This window comes from Streptomyces sp. NBC_01445 (assembly GCF_035918235.1).
Classification (GTDB): Bacteria; Actinomycetota; Actinomycetes; order Streptomycetales; family Streptomycetaceae; genus Streptomyces.
In genome coordinates, this window is sequence record NZ_CP109485.1 from 90318 (window position 1) to 110688 (window position 20371).

General features: G+C 69.1%; 13 protein-coding genes and 1 pseudogene. 13 read left to right on the forward strand and 1 reads right to left on the reverse strand.

The annotated features are described in order from the left end of the window. Window positions 1-4: 4 nt before the first annotated feature. The 3 genes from OG574_RS00420 (at window position 5) to OG574_RS00430 (ending at window position 7303) form a co-directional block, all read left to right on the forward strand. The gene (locus tag OG574_RS00420) at window positions 5-3547 is read left to right on the forward strand and encodes a LysM peptidoglycan-binding domain-containing protein (RefSeq protein WP_326771304.1); all 3543 of its coding nucleotides are present in this window, start codon (window positions 5-7) and stop codon (window positions 3545-3547) included. A 199-nt stretch (window positions 3548-3746) separates the two neighbouring features. Then, window positions 3747-5525 carry an ABC transporter ATP-binding protein gene (locus OG574_RS00425; protein WP_326771305.1) on the forward strand — a complete coding sequence of 593 codons (1779 nt, stop codon included), beginning with the start codon at window positions 3747-3749 and terminating at the stop codon, window positions 5523-5525. After that, window positions 5522-7303 carry an ABC transporter ATP-binding protein gene (locus tag OG574_RS00430; RefSeq protein ID WP_326771306.1) on the forward strand — a complete coding sequence of 594 codons (1782 nt, stop codon included), beginning with the start codon at window positions 5522-5524 and terminating at the stop codon, window positions 7301-7303. The genes OG574_RS00425 and OG574_RS00430 overlap by 4 nt, the downstream gene beginning before the upstream one ends. 787 nt (window positions 7304-8090) lie before the next feature. On the opposite strand, the gene OG574_RS00435 is transcribed toward OG574_RS00430, so the two are convergent. Further along, window positions 8091-9632 carry a DUF2637 domain-containing protein gene (locus OG574_RS00435; RefSeq protein WP_326778317.1) on the reverse strand — a complete coding sequence of 514 codons (1542 nt, stop codon included), beginning with the start codon at window positions 9630-9632 and terminating at the stop codon, window positions 8091-8093. Between the two features lie 1412 nt (window positions 9633-11044). Between OG574_RS00435 and OG574_RS00440 the strand changes: the two genes are divergently transcribed. The 10 genes and pseudogenes from OG574_RS00440 (at window position 11045) to OG574_RS00480 (ending at window position 20330) form a co-directional block, all read left to right on the forward strand. Continuing rightward, complete coding sequence (locus OG574_RS00440; protein ID WP_326771307.1) at window positions 11045-12481, forward strand: pentapeptide repeat-containing protein; 1437 nt, start codon at window positions 11045-11047, stop codon at window positions 12479-12481. Window positions 12482-12682: 201 nt separating this feature from the next. Then, entirely contained in the window at window positions 12683-13579 is an 897-nt protein-coding gene (locus OG574_RS00445) for an aminoglycoside phosphotransferase family protein (RefSeq protein WP_326771308.1), read from the forward strand. Between the two features lie 1495 nt (window positions 13580-15074). After that, window positions 15075-15497 (forward strand): annotated as a pseudogene (locus tag OG574_RS00450) (hypothetical protein); the annotation flags it as partial. Between the two features lie 1025 nt (window positions 15498-16522). Then, window positions 16523-17164 carry a hypothetical protein gene (locus tag OG574_RS00455; protein ID WP_326771309.1) on the forward strand — a complete coding sequence of 214 codons (642 nt, stop codon included), beginning with the start codon at window positions 16523-16525 and terminating at the stop codon, window positions 17162-17164. A 156-nt stretch (window positions 17165-17320) separates the two neighbouring features. Further along, entirely contained in the window at window positions 17321-17515 is a 195-nt protein-coding gene (locus OG574_RS00460) for a hypothetical protein (RefSeq protein ID WP_326771310.1), read from the forward strand. 239 nt (window positions 17516-17754) lie between these two features. Then, window positions 17755-18090 (forward strand): ArsR/SmtB family transcription factor, encoded by a 336-nt coding sequence (locus OG574_RS00465; protein WP_326771311.1) that lies wholly within the window; start codon window positions 17755-17757, stop codon window positions 18088-18090. Next, complete coding sequence (locus OG574_RS00470) at window positions 18090-18809, forward strand: cation transporter (RefSeq protein ID WP_326771312.1); 720 nt, start codon at window positions 18090-18092, stop codon at window positions 18807-18809. The genes OG574_RS00465 and OG574_RS00470 overlap by 1 nt, the downstream gene beginning before the upstream one ends. A gap of 79 nt (window positions 18810-18888) precedes the next feature. Beyond that, the gene (locus tag OG574_RS00475; protein WP_326771313.1) at window positions 18889-19671 is read left to right on the forward strand and encodes a sulfite exporter TauE/SafE family protein; all 783 of its coding nucleotides are present in this window, start codon (window positions 18889-18891) and stop codon (window positions 19669-19671) included. Between the two features lie 81 nt (window positions 19672-19752). Continuing rightward, entirely contained in the window at window positions 19753-20160 is a 408-nt protein-coding gene (locus OG574_RS52585) for an ATP-dependent DNA ligase (RefSeq protein ID WP_442816916.1), read from the forward strand. Continuing rightward, on the forward strand, window positions 20043-20330 hold the full coding sequence (locus OG574_RS00480) for a hypothetical protein (protein ID WP_326771314.1): 288 nt from the start codon (window positions 20043-20045) through the stop codon (window positions 20328-20330). Before OG574_RS52585 ends, OG574_RS00480 begins: the two co-directional genes overlap by 118 nt. Window positions 20331-20371 lie beyond the last annotated feature (41 nt).

The window sequence follows — 20371 nt, forward strand, 5'->3', positions numbered from 1 at the left end:
GCTCATGGCCCACCGCATCGTCCGCTGGCCCCTCGCCCTGCTGCGCCTGATCGCACGCCTGGCCGCACTCGCCGTACTCGCCGCCGGCGTACCCGCGCTCCTCCTCAAGGTTGGCACCCTGCCGCAGAGCGTGCCGTCCCTGAGCGAGGCGCGTGAGGCGTTGATGGCTCCGGATGACGGGAGCCTGCTGTTCACCACGCTCACCCTCGCCGCGTGGATCGCGTGGCTGTGGCTGCTCGTTCCTCTCCTGGTCGAACTGGTCGCGGCCCTCGCGCACCGGGCCACACCCCGGCTTCCGGGCATGGCCACCAGCCAGCGCCTGGCCGTCTTTCTGCTGGGCGGGCTGCTGCTCGCTTCTCCCGCGGCCGCGGCAACCGCCGCCACCCCCGTCGTCGCAGCGACCGCCACCCTCGACCACGCCTCCCCCGCCCCGGCCTCCGTGGACCACACCGAGCGCACGGCGACCGCGGCGACAACGGCCGCTGCCACCAAGGAGCATCACGTCGCAGGCGAGGGTGTGGTGGCGTACGACGTGGCTGAGCAGCGTCTCGGCGACGGGTTGCGCTGGCGTGACATCGCCCGCCTCAACCCCGAGTTGCACATCACCGGGCCCAGCTCCTCGCTGTCGGCGGGCACCACGCTCACACTGCCCGCCGACGCCAGCCCCGCGGCCGCCTCCGCATCGGGCGCGAGTTCCGGCCTGCAAGCTCAGCTGGCGAGCTCCTCGCGCACGGCGAGCGAGGACGCCTCGGAGCAGCGTTCGGAAAGCCATTACATGGTGCGGCCCGGGGACACGCTGTGGGACATCTCCGAGGAGCAGCAGGGCGATCCCACGCTCTACCCGGAGATCGTCGAGGCGAACCCGGACGTCATCAAGAACCCGAACCTGATCCATCCTGGGGATCACCTGGCTATCCCCGACCAGGCGCGGCCCTCCCAGCAGCCCGGCAAGCAGGGCTCCGACGGCCAGGAGAAGGGCCACCAGGGCGAGGACGGCGAGGCGGCGGCATCGCCCTCCGAGTCCCCCCGGGCCAGCGACGGCGAGGCGGGCACCCCAGAACAGGAAGCAACTCCCGCCCCGTCCGCGAGCAGTTCCGCGCAGGAGCAGGAGTCCAACTCCTCGGCCACGAAGGCACCGAGTGAGGACCCGGGCGTCGGTGTGCCCTCCCAGGCCGCGCCGACCGCGGAGCCCTCCGGGGCCGGCACCGAGGAGCCCTCCGCACCCGGCACCTCGGCACCTGCTGGGGCTGCGCCGTCGGCTGACGATCGCCACAGCAGCGCCCAAGACGCCTCGCCGGACGAGGAGTCCGGCCTGACCGTCACGACGATGGCGTTGGGCGCGTCCGCGTTCGTCGCCGCCGGAGTGCTCTTGATGCTGCGGCGCAGGCGGACGGTGCAGCAGCGTCGCCGGCGGGCCGGGCGCCGGATCTCGATGGCGCAGGGACGTGCCGCCGCGACCGAGCGTGCCCTGCGCTGCGTCGATGCCATCGAGGAGGTCGACTTCCTGGATGCGGCCCTGCGCACGCTCGCCCACCACTGCGCCGAGGCGGGGCGTCCGCTGCCCGCTCTCGCCGCCGTCCAGCTGGGCACCGAGGGCGTGCTGCTCCACCTCGCCGACACCGATGATGCCGACGAACTCCCCGCTCCCCTGCCACCGTTCACCGCCGTCGACGACAGCCCGCAGCTTTGGTGGTGCGCCACCGACACCGGGGACCTCGCAGACGCCGAACTCCTCGGCCGGATGGACGCCCCTTATCCGGCACTGGTCGCGCTCGGCGACGACACCCGCGAGGCGCTGCTACTGGTCGACCTGGAACGCTTCGGGGCCGTGCACCTCACCGGCGCCACACGGCTTCAGGTGCTGCGCGCCCTGGGTACATCGCTCGCGGTGTCCCCGCTCAGCTCGGACCTGGAGATCGCTGTCGCGGGCGAGGACAGCGCCCCGGGCCTGTCCCTCATCGACTCGCGCGTGACCCCGTACACGACGCTCGCCGACGCGGCCGACGTCGTCCGCACCCACCACGGCCGCCAGCACACGGCACTGTCCGGCAGCAACAGTACGGACCTGGGAGCCGCGCGGGCCGCGGACACGGTGGACGAGCTGTGGCCGATGGTCGTCCTTGCCGACCTCGACAGCTGCCCCGACCCCGAGGCCGCCGAAGAGCTCGCCGAGGTCCTGCAGCAGGAACCGCGTACCGCGACCGTCATCATCACCAGCGGGCACATGCCCGCCGAGGCCGACGCGGTGTGGGTCCTGGACACCGACGACGAAGTCCATCCCGTGCCCGGTACCGGGCTGCACTGCCGCCTGGTCGCCTTCTCGGACGAGGAATACGCCGACGTCGTCGAGAGCGCGCTGACGTCGAACTCGGAGACCGACCTCGCCCCCGACGAACCGCCTGCGACCTCCGTCCCGCTGGCGAAGGACACCGAGGCGCCCGCCGCCGCTGCAGCTCCGGCTGCCGCCGAGTCGGTACCCGCCGCGCGGGAGTCGGACAGCCTGTTCGCCCGCCTGGCCGACCTCGACGACGACTCCCCAGCCCATCACCTCGAGGGCGCGCCCGCACCGGCCACAGTGCACCACGAGGACGACGCGGCCACGGAGGCCCAACCTTCTGCAGAAGAGGCTGGCCCCGCCATCCCGCGGACGGACGCCACCTCCCCCAGCCGGATCGTGCTGCCTGCCACAACCGCGACCTCTCGGGTCAACGCCCGGCTGCCCGAGCCCGTCAGCCCGCCGGCCCCGGTGCCCCAGGAGCCGGTGCCCACCAGTGCGGCCGACAGCCCACAGCGGCCGGCAGGCGAGGACGCGGCCGACGGGCCCCTGGTCCGAGTGCTCGGCCCCATCGACGTCACCGGCGCCCGCGGGCACATCGAATCCAACCGGCGCACCGTCGCCACGGAACTGGTCTCCTGGCTCGCCCTGCGCACCGACGGTGCCACCCGCCACGAGCTCGACGAGGTCATCGCGCCCGGCGGAGGGCGCGTGGAGAACAACACCAGGAACGGACGTGTCCGCGAGGTACGGCGCTGGCTCGGTGACGAGTACTACCCAAAGCTCAACGAACAGCCCGACCGCAAGCACCGCCTGGTCGGCGTCGCCTGCGACTGGCACCAGTTCCAGGACCTGACCACCCAGGCCGCTCGCGCCGGCGGCGATGAAGGGCGCGCCATGCTGCGGCGCGCGCTCGAGCTCGTACAGGGCCGGCCCTTCACCGGCATTCCGCCGCGCCGCTACGTCTGGGCCGAGGCCCTGACCCAGGACATGATCTCGGCAGTGGTCGACGTGGCCGACGACCTCGCCGCCCGCTGCCTGGCCGCCCGCGACCCTCGGGGCGCACTGTGGGCGTCGGGCCGCGGCCTGGACACCGCACGCGAGCGCGAGGCCCTGTGGCGCCACCGCTTCGAGGCCCTGGCCCAACTCGGCGCACACGACGAACTGGAAGCAGCGATCCAGCAGCTGAACCAGTACCTCCTCGATGCCGACCTGCCCATGGAACGCCAGACCGAGGAGACCATCCGCCGCCTGGACGCAGTCCGCCGCTAACCCTCGAACCACTGTAGGGTCCGCGATCCGGTGAGCACTGTGGGCGCTCGATGCGCAGTAAATGCGCAAATCCAGTTCCTGTGCGCAATGGCTCCGGAGAGTGAAGCCAACTGTCGATCTCTTTCGAGCCTTCCCAGGGCACTCAGCGCGGTCGCTGGTCTCCCGAACGAATCGACCAGCGATCACTAACGTACGGCAGATGAGAGATTCGAAATTGGATCCGGGGACCCCGGACAGTCGCAGTGCCGCGCGGTACCTGTGGTGGCTGATCACCAGTCAGCGCCGCCGGATCGCCGCCGGTGCGCTGCTGGGCAGCACTTGGATGGTCTGTCTGGCTCTGCCGCCGTACCTGCTGTCACGTGCCATCGACGACGGGCTGGAGCGGGGGCAGTGGTCCGTGCTCGTCGGCTGGGTCGCGGCGTTGTTGGGTGTGGGGGTGCTGAACGCGTGGCTGGCCATCATGCGACACCGCACCATGACCAAGGTGCGGATGGATGCGGCCTTCCGTTCTGTGCAGGTGGTGGTCAGGCAGGCGACCAGGCTGGGCGGGGCGCTGCCGCGCCGGGTCACGGCCGGGGAAGTCGTCACGATCGGGTTCGGCGACGTCGCGGTGATCGCGAGCACGCTGACCATTACCGGCCCCGGTGTCGGCGCGGTCCTCGCCTATGTCGTCGTGGCCGCACTGCTGTTGACCGCTTCGCCGTTGCTCGCCGTGGTGGTGCTTCTCGGTGTGCCGCTGCTCGCGGTGCTGGTCGGCCCGCTGCTGGGGCGGCTGCAGGGCGTCGAGGCGACGTACCGGGAACAGCAGGGCGGGCTCGCCGCCCGTTTCACGGACATCGTCGGAGGACTGCGCGTCCTCAACGGCATCGGCGGCAAGGAGGTGTACGCCGAGCGCTACCGGCGCGGTTCGCGGACGCTGCAGGCGAAGGGGTACCGCGTCGGCGCGGTGACCAGCTGGATCCAGGCCCTGAGCGTCGGCCTGCCCACCCTGTTCCTCGGGGCCGTGACCTGGCTGGCGGCCCGGATGGCGGCGCAAGGGACCATCAGCGTCGGCGAGTTGGTCGCGGTCTACGGGTACGCAGCGGTGCTGGTGGTGCCGGTCTCGTTCTTCATCGAGGGCGGCTACGACCTCAGCCGCGGACTCGTCGCCGCCCGCAGAGTCGTACGTTTTCTGGCCATGGAGCCCGATTCCCTCGGCGGGGACGCGGCTTCGGACGGGCCCGGGCTTCCGGCCGCGCTGCGTGATCCTGCATCCGGCGTCGAGGCGACGCCCGGCAGGCTGACCGCATTGGTCAGCGCCCGGCCCGCGGAGTCGGCGACGGTGGTCGACCGTCTCGGCCGTTTCGTCGAATCGGCCGTGACCTGGGGCGAGATACGCCTCGCAGAGATTGACCTGACACAGGTCCGCCGACGCATCCTCGTCGCGGACAACGAGGCCGATCTGTTCGCCGGCCCGCTGCGCGAGGTGATCTGCGGTCCGTGGGACCGGGACGAGGAGACCATCGGCCGGGGCCTCTCCGCGGCCATGGCGCAGGACATCGTCCGCGCCCTGCCGGACGGCCTCGACTCGCCCGTCGACGCGCAGGGCCGCAACCTCTCCGGCGGTCAGCGGCAGCGCATCCGCCTGGCCCGGGCCCTGCTGGTCGATCCCGAGGTACTCCTGGCGGTCGAGCCCACCTCAGCAGTCGACGCGCACACCGAGGCGGCCATCGCGACCCGGCTGTACGCCGCACGGTCCGGCCGCACCACGGTGGTCACCAGCACATCACCGCTCCTCCTGGTTCAGGCAGACACCGTGCACTACCTGGTCGACGGCTCCGTCGCGGACTCGGGCAGCCATCATGAACTCCTGGCCCGGCAGCCCAGCTACCGGCGCCTGGTCTCCCGCGGCGCGTCCGAAGCAGACGGCGTCCACGACGAAGACCGCGACCGCGCGGACGAAGGAACCGCTCCGACGTGCCGGGAGGCCGTGCAATGACTGCCAGTTCCCCACCCACGGCACCCACGGCCCGGGCCCTGCCCGTCGCCGAACCGTCCCGGATACGCCGGGCGGCACTCCGGCTGGTCCGTCAGGACGGCCGTGCTTTCGCCGCCATGATCGGCCTCAACGCGCTGGCCGCCGGTGCCGGACTCGTCGGCCCCTGGCTGCTCGGCCGCATCATCGACGAAGTCAGGGCCGGGGCCCCGGTGGCCTCGGTGGACCGTCTCGCGCTCATCATCTTCGTGTTCGCGCTGGCGCAGCTCGTCCTGGCCCGTTATGCCGGCTACATCGGACACCGCTTCGGCGAGCGGACCCTGGCGCGTATCCGCGAACAGTTCGCCGACCGGGCGCTCGCGCTGCCCGCCGCGATGGTCGAACGCGCAGGAACGGGCGACCTGATGACCCGTGGCACGGCCGATGTCGCCGCGGTCGGCGCCACCCTCCGGGACGCCGGTCCCCAGGTCCTCATCGCCGGAGTCCAGGCGTTGTTCATCCTCGGAGCGGTCTTCGCACTCGACCCGCTGCTCGGCGCGTGCGGAGTGCTGGGCCTGCTCGGCATCTGGTTCGCCGCCCGCTGGTACCTGCGCCGGGCGCTCACCGCGTACCTTGCCGAGGGAGCCGCCAACACCGCTCTCGCGGAGCAGCTCGCGGCCACCGCCGCCGGCGCCCGCACCGTCGAAGCCTTCGGACTGCAGCAGCACCGCATGACGGCATGCCAGGAGCAAATCGAAAAGTGCCGGACCACCCGGAACCGCACGCTGTTCCTGCGCAGTGTGCTCTTCCCGGCCGTGGACATCTCGTACGTCATTCCCGTGGCCGTTGTCCTGCTGATCGGCGGCGTGCTGTACGCCCACGGCACGATGAGCCTCGGCGCGGTGGTCGCCTCGGCCCTGTACCTGCGGCAGCTCTCCCAGCCCCTGGACACCATCCTCCAGCAGATCGAGCAACTGCAAAGCAGCAGCGCCTCCTTCGCCAGGGTCGAGGGCCCCGGCCTGGCCACGCAAGTACCACCGGCCGCTCCCCTCACACCGACCAACGACCGGATCGAAGTGGCCGATGTGCGCTACGCCTACGACGACGGGAGCGACGTCCTGCACGGCGTCGACCTCACGGTCCAGCCCGGCGAGCGACTAGTGATCGTCGGCCCGTCCGGCGCGGGCAAGACCACCCTGGGCAGGCTGCTGGCAGGCATGGACAGACCCCACACCGGCTCAGTGACGGTAGGGCAGATACCGGTCGCCGACCTGGACCCCGACCAACTGCGCCAACACGTCGTCCTCGTCACCCAGGAACACCACGTGTTCCTAGGAACGGTCCGGGACAACCTGCAGATCGCCTCCGCTCGCGCCACCGACGCCCAACTGCGCACGGCACTCGCTGCCGTCGGCGCCGAATGGGCCAACGAACTACCGGACGGGCTGGACACCGATCTGAGCCACGGGGGACACCGGCCGGACGGCGCCCAGGCACAGCAACTCGCCTTGGCACGCGTGGTGCTGGCCGACCCACACACGCTGATCCTCGACGAGGCAACTGCACTCCTGGACCCAAGAACCGCCCGGCACACGGAACGGGCGCTGGCCGCCGTCCTCAAAGGCCGGACCGTCATCGCCATCGCACACCGCCTACAGACGGCCCATGACGCCGACAGAGTGGCCGTGATGGAAGACGGTCGACTCACCGAACTCGGCACCCACGACGATCTCGTAACAGCCGACGGCGCCTACGCCGCGCTCTGGCGCTCATGGCACGGCGAGCGGCCTCCCTCCTCCTGAACACGGCACCCCGCGCCGCCCCGGACAGAACTCGCGGGTTCCGGGCTGCCCCTACCGACTGTGACCGACCGTGGATCGCCAACGGCGCCGATTGCTCACGCCTGGTCGACCCGACGAGTGCTCACCGAGCGCGGATTCCAGCGTTTCTGCAGGAACCAGTGCTCATCAAGTCGCGGACCCTACAGATCCACACCGGCCCGGCCACCCTCTCAGGTTGGCTGGGCCTGCTGGACGACCACCGGCCCCTGCGAGCTCCGGGCCCTGAGCAGTCCGGAACGCCCTGCGGGCCAGCCGCGGGTGCTCTGCCGTAGCCGACACACCGTCACGCAACGCAATCGGCAGTACGGTTCACCGGCCCGAGCCGTCGCAGCGGCGCCGCGTCAGCGTGGAAAATTCCACCCCGGTCGTCCCGGCCGCGGACATGCCGTCCACGAATTCCACCCGGCCGCACCCCGCGTGGAACGACCCGGAGGACGTTCACGGCCAGGCCCACTCGCCGCACCTCCAACGGTCGCAGTGAGCGGCGTCGGAACGGGAGCGGGGTATACCCCAAACAGTGACCCACGGTGGAAAATTGCAGGTCACAGCGTTCCACCCCTCTAGGAAGCGGACGTCCACCAACGCGAAGTCGGGCAGCCGTTAGGCAACTCCAGCCGCTCCGAGCGGAGCGAGTAGGGCAGCGGATGTGTGCCACACAGCAATGCTGGAAGAGCTGTCCTTTGCGCATTCCACCCCGCCGACGCGCATGCTCTGCTGCAGCAACTGCCGGATTCCACCGGGTGGAACGTCAGCCGGTTTCCTCGCTCGAACCGCGCCGCCGCATCTCGCCGATGTACTTGCGCACCGTGCCCTCTGCGTAGCCGGACAGTGCGGCAAGCTCGGGAGCGAGCGCCTTCGCGGACTTCCCCTGGGACTCCGGCGGCAACTGCCGGTAGTGGAATTCCACCAGGTCGATCCCCGACGGCTTCGCTTCAGTCGGCGCTGCTCCGCTCGGCTCGGGCTCGGCGAGCGTCCCGGTGCCGGCGGCAGGTGCTTCGCCCGTCGGCTCGGCCGCAGGCGCTTCCTGACTCTGCGACCGCTCCAGCTCGCTGATACGCATCTGGACTGCGACCCGCCCCGCATCCTCGGCCCGGCTGGCATTCACCGGAGCCTGGTCCCCCACTGCCACTCCACGAGCGGCCTCCGCCTCCCGGTTGGCGGCCATCACGTACGGGGCGAGGTATTCGGGAGCGAGCGGGCGGCCGTACTGGTCGGCGACGTCGTACTGCTCCAGCAGGTACAAGGACAGCTCATCAGCATCCGGCTCGTATCCCTGGTCCGTTGCGAACTGCTCTGCAGCGGACCGATAGAAGGACGCCCACTCCTTGTCAGGCTCACCACCCGATGCATCAGGCACCGGGGCCTGATGCTCTTGCTCCTGCGGGTGCGGCACCGGCATTCGCTCGGGATGCTCCTCGTGCCAGCTCTGGTGCTCCTGTTCCAACGCGACCATGGGCGGCTCCACCTCGGCGTCGTGGTCGCCCGGATGCTGCGTCTGGCGAGGCGCAGCGAACCCGTGGCTCGGCGCCGTCTGCGCGAGCACCCCAGCAGCAGGCTCCACCCGCACGACCTGCTGATCCAGTTGTGGCGCCTGCGGACGGCGCGGCAGCAACTGCGGCTCGACGCCCGCGGCGACGAGCCCGGCCGGAGCCATCTCCGCGAGCGGCACCCCGTAGCGCGCCAGGCGCAGCGGCATCAGGGACTCGACGGGAGCCTTGCGGCGCCAGGCGCGGCCGAAGCGGGACCGCAGCCGCGCCTGGTAGACGAGCCGCTCCTGCTCCAGCTTGATGACGGCCTCGTAGCTGCGCAGCTCCCACAGCTTCATGCGGCGCCACAGCAGGAACGTGGGCAGTGGGGAGAGCAGCCAGCGCGTGAGGCGCACGCCCTCCATGTGCTTGTCGGCCGTGATGTCGGCGATCCGGCCCACCGCGTGCCGCGCCGCCTCGACCGAGACGACGAACAGGATCGGGATGACGGCGTGCATGCCGACGCCGAGCGGGTCCGGCCACGCGGCCGCGCCGTTGAACGCGATCGTCGCGGCGGTCAGCAGCCACGCCGTCTGGCGCAGCAGCGGGAACGGTATCCGGATCCAGGTCAGCAGCAGGTCCAGGGCGAGCAGTACGCAGATACCCGCGTCGATGCCAATCGGGAACACATAACTGAAGTTCCCGAACCCCTTCTGGAGCGCGAGTGAGCGAACGGCCGCGTACGAACCCGCGAAACCGATGCCGGCGATGACCACCGCACCGGCGACGACCACGCCGATGAGTATCCGATGCGTCCGTGTCAGCTGCGGCGCGGACGCTCCACCTTCCCGCCCTGCCGCACGCTCTCCTCGCCCCCGCACGCCCGGTACTCCCCCGCCGTCAGCTGGTCAACTCGCCCATCACACTTCACTTTTGCACACCCGGTCAGGTCACGACACATGGAATCAATAACTGTCCAACTGGACACCGGTTGATCCTGACGACAGTGGCCTCGGAATTGCACCAGACGGGGCCTTCTACGGAAATGGCGAGAGTCCCCGGACCAGGGCCGTGCCCTTGGGAGGCGATGTACTCGACGTACGTGGCGGTCGTGCAGGGCTTCGTGACGCGGGCCATGGCGGCGCACCATCGTTCGAACATGCCGCGCTGGGAACGGTAGTTGCTGTCAGCGTTCTTCGGCGCGGACTGTTCGTCCATGCGCCGTGCGGTGGCTTCGGAGACGTAGAAGTCGCGCTCGCTGTAGCTGGGCCGTGTCGTGGCGGGGAGTTCGCCGGGACGCAGGATCGTGTGCCGGTCGACGAGCGGCCGCGGCGGGGCCTGCGATCTCGGGGAGGTCTGGAAGGCGGTCTCCGTCGACGAGCTCCGCGTGACAACCTCGGTTGGCTCCCCCGGGTCGTCCGCGTCGGACCCCTCTCAGACAATCAGGTACGTATACGACAAATTATACGAGGGTGATCACGATCCGGTTCCGCGGCGTAGCCGGCTGAGGGGGAATCAAGGGGACTAGTGCGACTGCGGCTTGCACCTGGGGCAGGGGATCAGTTCCGTCAGCAGGGCTTCGTACAGGGTGATAGTCTCCGGCCCGCTCGTCGGGCGGCAACGTTTGTCCAGCCCCGTGTGATAGACGGTGCCTCTCCCTGTGGGGCCGCTGGGAGCATGCCGCCACTGCGAGGCGACCACTGTCGTCTCCAACTGATCCAAGTGCCGCTGCACTTGCTCCAGTTCAGCTTTCAGTTCCTGCTGACGTGTGCGAAGCCGTGTGCGTGCGTCGGCGGCAGATTCCATCTCGGCTTCGGTCCTCTCGCGGTGAGCAGGGGCGCCGGCGGGGCGCCCCTCGCGAACGTACACCGTGAGCCATCTCCACCGACCGTGGTTCTCGAGGGTCACTCTGTGCTGCGCCGGATGTGAGCTCATCGCGGGCCAGACATGATGATCCCCGCGGCGCTCAGGGCGGCAACACGGGGACCGTTCGATGCGTTCGATTCTTCGTCAGGAGCGATCCTAAGCCGCTGTTCTCGTCGAGGCGATCAACGACGCTGACGAGGCTCCTCGACGAACTTGGCTCCAGCGGAGCCGACGACGAGACGCGTGCGACCGCAGAGGAGACAGCCCGGCTGCTCCGCGCGGCCATGGGATTCCCCGCCGGCTGAACAGCTCCTCGGCGTATTTCGCCAACTCGCTGTCCCGGACGGCGGGCAGGCTCCATGCTCCTGACGTGGCAGTCTCACTCCGGCGCAAGCGCGAGGCCCCCCGGGGCCGGTACACACCGAACCTCTGGCCCGTCTGGTTCGTGGCACTCGTGGCGCTGATAGCCGCCGGTGCCCTCGGCTGGGTCATCTACCACTACGCCTACGACCACTTCGCGCAGGCGGCCGCCGACCAGAAGCCGCCCAAGCCGGTCAACATCAATGACGTCCTCAAAGCCACCGTGACGGCCCTGACCCTGATCGGTGCCGTCCTCGCCGGTCTCTACGCCTACCGCAAACAGCTCCTCGCCGAGGGCGACGCACACCGCGCGGACGCAAGTCAGCTCGCCGACCGCTACACCACCGCTGCCGAACAGCTCGGTCACGACCAAGCCGCGGTCCGCCTCGCCGGCGTCTACGCCCTCGCCCGCCTCGCCGACGACTGGGCAGAACAACGCCAGGTCTGCATCGACGTCCTGTGCGCCTACCTCCGCATGCCCTACGAACCCGACCCCTCGTTGCCCGGCCACAAAGAAGGGGAACGCGAGGTCCGCCACACCATCATCCAAGTCATCCGCGACCACCTACAGGAGCCGGACGCGGCTACCGCCTGGTGCCTGCATGACTTCAACTTCACTGGCGCGGTCTTCGACGGCGGCACCTTCGATGCCAGCCACTTTCGAGGAAAGATCACCTTCTTCGACGCGAAGTTCAGCAGCGGCACCGTCAGCTTCAGCGGCGCGGAGTTCAGCGGCCCCACCGTCTACTTCGTCGGCGCAGAGTTCAGCGGCGGCACCGTCTACTTCGCCTCCGCGGAGTTCAGCAGCCCCAACGTCTACTTCGACGACGCAACATTCAGCAGCGGCGACGTCTACTTCGACGACGCGACATTCAGCGGCTTTGTCAGCTTTATCGACGCGACGTTCAGCGGCAGCGCCGTCAGCTTCACCGGCGCGACGTTCAGCGCCGGCACCGTCTACTTCGGCGACGCGACGTTCAGCGCCGGCACCGTCCACTTCGGCGTCGCGACATTCAGCGGCAGCACCGTCCACTTTGTCGACTCGACATTCAGCGGCAGCCTCGTCAACTTCAGCGGCGCGACGTTCAGCGGCAGCCTCGTCAACTTCGGGGACGCGGAGTTCAGCGCCGGCACCGTCCACTTCGGCGACGCGACATTCAGCGCCGGCACCGTCAGCTTCGGCGACGCGACGTTCAGCGGCAGCACCGTCAGCTTCACAAGCACGACGTTCAGCGGCAGCACCGTCAGCTTCGGCGACGCGACGCTCAGCGCCGGCACCGTCAGCTTCGGCGACGCGACGTTCAGCGCCGGCACCGTCAGCTTCGGCGGCGCGACGCTCAGCGCCGGCACCGTCAGCTTCGGCGGCGGCACCACTGGCTTCGCCGCCGCCAGGTTCAGCGGTACCACGTTTGAGTGGGGCCCTCTGGCAGTACCGGCGGGCGCCTAGACCGCCGTCGCACTTGTCCCGTCTCAAATGATCTGGTTCGAAACCGCGGCGGTGACCTGGGGCGACCAGAACGGTTGAGACACCTTGGTGGCCGAAAATCTCAGTTGATCTGGACCCTCGCCTATGAATACTGGCTGTCGTCTCGGTTGATCTGGTCTGCTTCCGGCGTTTCGAATGGGACTGGTGGAAGGGCTCGCGAGTATGACCATGCACGATGACCAAGTGGACGTGACCACCGAAACTGTTGCGACCTTGATCCAGGAACAGTTCCCTCAGTGGAGCGGCAAGGAAATCCGACTCCTGCAGTCGACCGGGACGGTCAACGCCGTCTTCCGCATCGGGAACGACCTCTCGGCACGTTTCCCGCTTCGTCTGGCCGGTGCCGCCGAGACGCTGGCGGTTCTGAAGCAGGAAGCCCGGGCGAGCGCGGAGTTGGCGCAGGTGTCTCGGTTCCCCGCCCCGGAACCCGTCGCCCTGGGAGAGCCTGGAGCGGGCTACCCCATGCCGTGGTCAGTCCAGACGTGGCTGCCGGGAACGGTCTCCTCGGACGCCGACCCGAGTGGGTCGGACGCTTTTGCACAGGACCTTGCGGCCTTCATCTCCGCCCTGCGGGAGGCCGAGACGCGGGGGCGGCACTTCAGCGGCGAAGGTCGTGGCGGCGTTCTCACTCACCACGACGGTTGGATGGAGAAGTGCTTCGAGGAGAGCGAGGAGCTGCTCGACGTGCGCCGGCTCCGCCACATGTGGAGCCACCTGCGGGAGTTGCCACGCGCGGGTGCCGACGTGATGAGCCATGGTGACCTGATCCCCGGCAATGTACTGGTCACGGGCGACCGGCTCAGCGGCGTACTCGACACCGGCGGCTTCAGCCCGGCCGACCCCGCGCTGGATCTGGTCAGTGCCTGGCACCTGCTGCAGCAGGGGCCGCGGGAAGTGCTCCGGCGGACACTGGGCTGTGACGATCTCGAGTGGGAGCGCGGCAGGGCATGGGCGTTCCAGCAGGCGATGGGCGCTGTCTGGTACTACGTCGAGAGCAATCCGGCGATGAGCAGGATGGGACGCCGGACACTCGACCGCATCCTGGAGGCGATGGAGTGATGTCGCCCAGGCTGCAGGCCGTGCCCAAGACGATCGCTTGCCTCTCCCGCCGACAGCAGCACCAACGGGACCGGATGAACTGAGACGACGAGCGAATCGGACCAGATCATTTGAGACAAGGACCAGATCGGCTGAGACGGGACAGCACTGCTCAGCTCCGCCTTCGTGGTGGTCGTCGCCGTCCAGAAACCGATCGGTTCCTGGACAACTCCTCACATGCCCCCGACACCGGTATCGATGAGTGCAACAACACTGTCCACCAAGGTTGGCTGGCCGCGAACCGAGCGAGGTAGTCAGTCAGGGGCGTACGGGGAGAGCGTTACGAAACCTTCGGGCATGGCAGACTGCCTCTCGTTGCGGGCAGATATACCGCAACCACTCCTGCACCCGTCTGGGCGCGGGAGTTCTTCGTTTCAGGGGTAGCTCTTGTCCCCCGTGGCCCTGGTCCCAGCGACCGGGGCCTTTCTCGTTCTCGGAGGTCCCGTGTTCGTCGTGTCGGCGGAGCTGTTCGTTGGCTCCTTGGCTCTCGTGCCGTGCGTTCTAGGTCTAGCTGTGGTTGTAGGTCTGGCAGTTCTGTTGCTCCTTCTGGTCCGGCCGGTGCTGGCCAAGACCCGGGCCCAGGACGTGCCTGCCGCCCTCGTCGGGCTCAGCCAGATCATTGCCTCCCTGTCCTGCTTTCTCCCCTGGGGCAAGTGGCGTCCACCCGCTCAGGACTCACCGGTTTCAACCGAGCAACGGGAAGTGGTTCAGCCTGGCCGATCCTCTTCCTCTACCACCACAATCACTGAATACCTGATGGTGGTGCGCCCGTGTCAGTCGGAGAGGAACGGTTTCGCAGCGCAGCTCTCTGCGCTGTCCCACGAGCATGAGGGGGAAGTAGACGGTGTCTGATGTGCTGATTCACCACTGTGTCCATTGCGGTAAGGACCTGGCATCTTCACGCTCCGGCCGGCCGCGCCGCTTCTGTTCACCTGCCTGCAGGCAGGCGGCGTACCGCGCACGCGGCGTAGTCACGGCACCCCAGCAGACGCCAAAACACTCCTTCTGGCGAACCAGGCCTCGACCATGTCGCGCCACACCAGGGCTTCCATCACGTATGCACCCGTACCTGGTCTGCCCATTGGTTCGCGGGCATCAGGGACTGCATCGCGCCTTGGTGGGACCTGCAAGGGGAGCGGTACGTCTGTACTGGGCAGGATGGCGAGACGACAGCTGGAGTGGAGCAGGTGGATGGGAAGAACCAGGCCCAGTAGACCTATTCAGTGCTTGCAGCCGGTGTCTTCTCCCGCTCGGTCATACGGGCCCTTGCTTGGACACGGCATACGTCTGGACCGACGAGGTCGGCCCCACGGTGCTGGACCGCACGCTCGATCGAATGGTGCGGATGAGGCTGTCCTTTCCGTCCCCAGACATCGCAGTCCCACGGTGGCACCCCCTCTAGGCCTGGTCGCAGCTGACCGCATCGTCCATGGAGAGGGCAGTTCACCCATGCTTCGAAGAGGCGGTGCGCGCCACCGGAGGTGCGGAACTGACCACCCACGACGTGGGGTTGGCCATACTCGGCCCGTTACAGGAACTCGACCTCGTTGCCTATCTGCGGTTCGCGTCTGTGTACCGGGCGTTCGACTCGCTAGAGGACTTCGAGGCAGCCATCGCGGAACTACGCGAGCGGTGGCCTCCCGTACGACGCTGTACAGGTACGTGCCTGAGCTGGCCGCAGGTCGGGATTCCCTCGTCGCTTGCTCAGCGCCAGCGTTGCCCGCTCCTCGCCCCTGGTGGGGGGGGTGAGAACATCCCCACGCGGAAAAGTGATGCGCTTCACAAATTGCCGCTGCGTGGGGGCCGAAATTGCAGGTGGAGTGATGTCAAAGGAACTGAAAGGAAGTCAAGGCCACTGGAATCCCCGGAGAGGCTCTAGCCATGTGTGCCCATGTATAGCCACAACTGCCTGACGGGCGGCCGTTGTTTGACCTCGCCAGTACTATCGTCCGGAAGCGCAAAAGGAGCCCATCCCCGACGCGAGTTGTCTAGGCCCAGTGTCGGGAGGGCTCCCTGCGCGATGTTCCATTCACCCGAGTAGGAGGATTGATACACCGTGTGTCAGCCTAACAAGGACTCCCTATGTAGGGAATCCCGACTGCGCCGTATCCGCCGTTACCTGCGGGAATGGCCACAGCGTCAGGGGCGGACTGTCCACGATCAGATGATCCGGGGAGCGTCGTACAGCCTCGGCAGCGGGGCCGTGAGCCTCATCGTCGTCTGGTTCCAGACCCGCCACTGACCGCGCAGAAATCCATGATGGCCCTCGCTTCGGCGGGGGCCATTCTCGTGGGCGGCATCTCTGGCCGTCGCTGCGCCGGTCTCATGGGCCCCGTCGGGCACCGCCCGCGCAGCGTAGGCCAGCGCGCATCCCCGGGTCGGCCGTCGCAGGCTGGCCCTGTGGAGTACCCGGTCGCTGTCGCCCTTGCCGAGGCTGTGCCGACGCTGCCCCGCGGCAAGGGCTGGTGGTACGAGATCAAGTTCGACGGTTCTCCAGACACCTGACGTTGTCTCATCTGGATGATGGCTCGGCGTCTCGCCGCAGCGGGCGGGACGTGACGGCGGCGTGGCCCGACCTCGCGGCGGCTTCCATTCACCTGCGCCCGGGCACGGTCCTCGGTGGTGAGTGCGCAATCGGCTCCGGGATAGCAGTGGGGCTCGACCCGCCGTAAACACGCTGCGATGAAGTCGGGGTTGAAGGTTCTGTAGAAGCTCCTGCTGGCGCCCGGGATGCTTGCAAGGATCTCTCGACTCGCCCAGCAACTGTGAGGAGCGGAGACAGCAGTGACTCAGGTCCAAGGTGTAAAACCGCCTGTTCCAGCGCAGTCCGGTGGGAACGTCGGGACGCCGCCGCAGCCGCCAGACGGAACCTCAGCAACGCCGGAGCGGAAGAAGCGCGACGGGATGCTGATCGCGACGATGATCGCCACGTTCGTCGCGGCCGGAGGTCTTGTCGCCTCCGCCTGGACGGGCTATTACCAGGTCAAGACGTCCCAAGATCAGTTAGCGCAGTCGAAGGAGGACTCCGAGAAGGAACTCCAGTCTCAGGCCTCGCGCGTCTCAAGTTGGACGATGGAGGGCAAGAGCGGCAAGACCACCGGGTACTTCGCGAACCGGTCTCTCGACCCCATCTCCCAGGTCACCATCGGCGTAGCGACGGGGAGTGACAGCGAGACGAACAAAGGCCAGGAGGGCCTGTACCCCGGTGAGAAGCAGCTGCTCGACCTCAGAGATGTGCCGCCGTGCAGCATCATCACGATCTGGACGCCCGGGAACGCGAATCACTTCGCCGTCGCCGGGTTCTCGTTCGTCGACGTACGCGGCCAACGGTGGGGACGCGCCGGGTACAAGCCGCTGAAGGCCATGGACCTCCCCGCCGCCGCACCCATCATGGGGGACAACGGGCACGGTCAGGGGTCGGCCACCTGGAAGCTCCTCTTCGGAGACACTGACCAGCAGTCGTTGGCCGTGGAGAGGCCGGGCTCGACGTTCAGCAACATCCCGCCGCCCAAGCCGCTGAAGGACTGCGGAGCCGACAAGAATTGAACGCGCTGCGCCCCTGAGTGGTCAGCGGCGCCCGTCGCTCTGTCTCACGAGACACATCAAAGTCTGGAGAACGACGGGCACCGCACCGCCCTGTAGCGCGATGCCGAGACCGTCCGGCTACAGGCCCGGTCCGGGCGGACGGTCACCTCGGCGTGGATGGATCTGGCCGTGGCCGGCATGAACTCGCTACGCCCCGGCACGGTCCTCGACGGGGAGGCTGTGATCTACAGCGAAGGGAGGATCGACTTCGCGGCCGCGCAGTCCCGCGCGGCCTCCGGCCCGGCCCGCGCCCGCGAACTCGCCGCGATACTCCCCGCCTCATACGCAACTGGAGTGCGCGCGGGTTCCTGAAGTGGCCCCCAGGGCACGATCGAGGGAAGTCAGCAGGTGGGGGGAGACCCCTCTTTGAGGCATCCCTCGACGGTGTGAGGTTCCCGCAGTTACTCGCAGATTCCAGGAGAAACGCTCGTAATCTGCCGTTCCATGGGGGATTTCGAAACTCGCACCCCGACATCTGGGCCGAGAGGGCGGAGCCTCCGGAGAGTGAATCCATCATTTTCTGAATTCAGGATGTCCTGTACTGTCGTGGGGTGCTGACTGTTGCCTCCGACATCGAGGTGCTGGCCCGGTTCGGCCGCGCGCTCGCCGACCCGATCCGCTGCCGCATCCTGCTCGCCCTGCGCCAGGCGCCGGCCTACCCGGCGGACCTCGCCGACGCGCTCGCCGTCTCCCGGACCCGCCTGTCCAACCACCTGGCCTGCCTGCGCGACTGCGGCCTTGTGGTCACCGTGCCGGACGGGCGCCGTACCCGCTACGAGCTCGCCGACCCCCGCCTCGGCCACGCCCTGGACCACTTGCTCGCCGCCGTGGTCGCGGTCGAAGGCGACAAGACCTGCCCGGACGCCGCCACGAAGGACTGCTGCTGATGACCGCGATATCCCTCGGGCCGTCCCCGGCCCGCCGCGACGCGCTCGCCCGCCGCATACGCTTCCTGGTCGCCGCGACCATCACCTACAACGTCATCGAGGCCGTCGTCGCGATCACCGCGGGCACGATCGCCTCCTCCACGGCGCTGATCGGCTTCGGGCTGGACTCCGTGATCGAGGTGTCCTCCGCCGCGGCGGTCGCCTGGCAGTTCTCCGCCCGCGACCACGCCGTACGCGACGCCCGGGAGAAGACGACCCTGCGGATCATCGCGGTCTCCTTCTTTGCCCTCGCCGCGTACGTCAGCGTCGACGCCGTCCGGGCCCTGACCGGCACCGGAGAGGCCGAGCGGTCCGTCCCCGGCATCGTCATCGCCGCCCTGTCACTGGCGATCATGCCGTTCCTCTCCGCTGCCCAACGCAAGGCCGGCCGTGAACTCGGCTCCGCCTCCGCGGTCGCCGACTCCAAGCAGACACTGCTGTGCACCTACCTGTCCGCGGTGCTCCTGATCGGCCTGGTCCTCAACGCCACGCTCGGCTGGTCCTGGGCCGACCCGATCGCCGCCCTCGTCATCGCCACCATCGCGGTGAAAGAGGGCCGCGACGCCTGGCAGGGCAAGGGCTGCTGCGCACCCACCGCCCACACTCCGGTCCCCGCCGGGGCGGCCGCGGCCGAGGCGGACGCATGCGGCTGCAAGCCGGGCTGCACCTGCTGCTCGTGAACATCTCATTGCCGCCCCGCCCTCCCTCTGGGTGCTCCCTCGATACTGACCGGGCAATCACGGAGCGGCGGGGGCAGCAGTGGAGTGGACGATCTGGGCCGGGTTCGCGGCCGGCCTGCTGATCTCAACGGTGACCGCGCCGGTCGGCGTGTCCGGCGCGGTCTTCCTCCTGCCGGTCCAGCTCAGCGTCCTCGGCGTGCCGAGCCCCGCGGTCACGCCGACGAACCTGCTGTTCAATGTGGTGGCTGGGCCCGGCGCACTGTGGCGCTACCGCCGCGATGGCGCTCTGCGCGGCGGCCTGGCCCGGCGCCTCGTTGCCTGGACGCTGCCCGGCGTCATCGCCGGCGCCGCCATCCGCGTCTTCGCCCTCCCCGGCCCCGACGTCTTCCGGATCCTGGTCGCCGCCTTCCTCCTTCCACTTGGCACGTGGCTGTGCCTGCGCACCCTGCACCCCGCCCGGCGGCGGCCGGACGCGGCCGAGCCGTCGGCGCGCGCGCTCGCCGCACTTGCCCTGACGGTCGGGGTGGTCGGCGGGATCTACGGGATCGGCGGCGGTTCCCTACTCGGGCCCATCCTCGCCGCGCGCGGTATGCCCATGGCCCGCATCGCACCGGCTACCCTCGCCGCCACCTTCACCACATCCGTCGCCGGGGCCGCCGCGTACGCCGTGCTGGCCCTGGCGAGCCCCGGGCCCGTCGCACCCGATTGGTGGCTAGGTCTGGCCTGCGGCGCCGGGGGGCTGATCGGCGGCTACCTCGGCGCACGGCTCCAGCCTCACCTGCCCGAAACCGCGCTCCGGCTCCTGCTCGGAGCCCTCGCAGGCGCCCTCGGCGCGGTGTACGCCGTCCAGGCCCTGGCCTGATCCCCGAGGCGGTTGGCTCGGGCGACGAAGGCTCCGCCAGCCCGAACCCGCGCGCTCGTCCATTTCTGAGCGCCGCGCACGATCCGGTTCCGGCGTCATGCCGTCCGGGAATCCACGAACCCGTGCGCTTCCGTGTGGGACCTCCTCGCCCACCCTGAACTCGGCGATGTCCGCAGCCGCCCGTACACCGAGCGGCGCGCCCTTCTCCTCGACCTGCTTCACGACGTGCCGCCCCCGATCCAGGCCGTACCCGCCACGGATGATCCGGACGTCGCACAGGACTGGTACGACACGCTTCAGGGCCAGGGCATCGAGGGCGTCGTCTGTAAGCGCGCCACGTCCCCGTACCGGGCCGGTCGGTCTGGAAGAAGGTGCGGCACTCGGACACCGTCGACGCCGACGTCGTCGGCTACATCGGCCCGGCATCCCGGCCCCATCGCGTGGCGGTCCGGCTGCCGGACGGAAGCCGCGTGCTGTCGCAGGCGCTGACGGCTCCCGTCGCTGCGGAGATCGCCCGTCACATCCTCGACGCCGGCCCCGGGCGGAGGGCTCGGACTTCAGCCGGTGACGCCTACGTGACGACCAGCCGGGGCCTCGTGGTGGAGGTCCTCGCGGGGACCACGCGGCACGCGGTGGTCACGGTTACCCGGATGCGCTGACCCGCAACGGCGGGACGATTCGAAAGCGGGCCGCGAGACCG

What these genes read in the sequence shown, in the direction of transcription:
- OG574_RS00420 (WP_326771304.1), top strand. Translation starts at nt 5, where the DNA reads ATGGCCCACCGCATCGTCCGCTGGCCCCTCGCCCTGCTGCGCCTGATC.
- OG574_RS00425 (WP_326771305.1), top strand. Translation starts at nt 3,747, where the DNA reads ATGAGAGATTCGAAATTGGATCCGGGGACCCCGGACAGTCGCAGTGCC.
- OG574_RS00430 (WP_326771306.1), top strand. Translation starts at nt 5,522, where the DNA reads ATGACTGCCAGTTCCCCACCCACGGCACCCACGGCCCGGGCCCTGCCC.
- OG574_RS00445 (WP_326771308.1), top strand. Translation starts at nt 12,683, where the DNA reads ATGACCATGCACGATGACCAAGTGGACGTGACCACCGAAACTGTTGCG.
- OG574_RS00455 (WP_326771309.1), top strand. Translation starts at nt 16,523, where the DNA reads ATGCTGATCGCGACGATGATCGCCACGTTCGTCGCGGCCGGAGGTCTT.
- OG574_RS00460 (WP_326771310.1), top strand. Translation starts at nt 17,321, where the DNA reads ATGGATCTGGCCGTGGCCGGCATGAACTCGCTACGCCCCGGCACGGTC.
- OG574_RS00470 (WP_326771312.1), top strand. Translation starts at nt 18,090, where the DNA reads ATGACCGCGATATCCCTCGGGCCGTCCCCGGCCCGCCGCGACGCGCTC.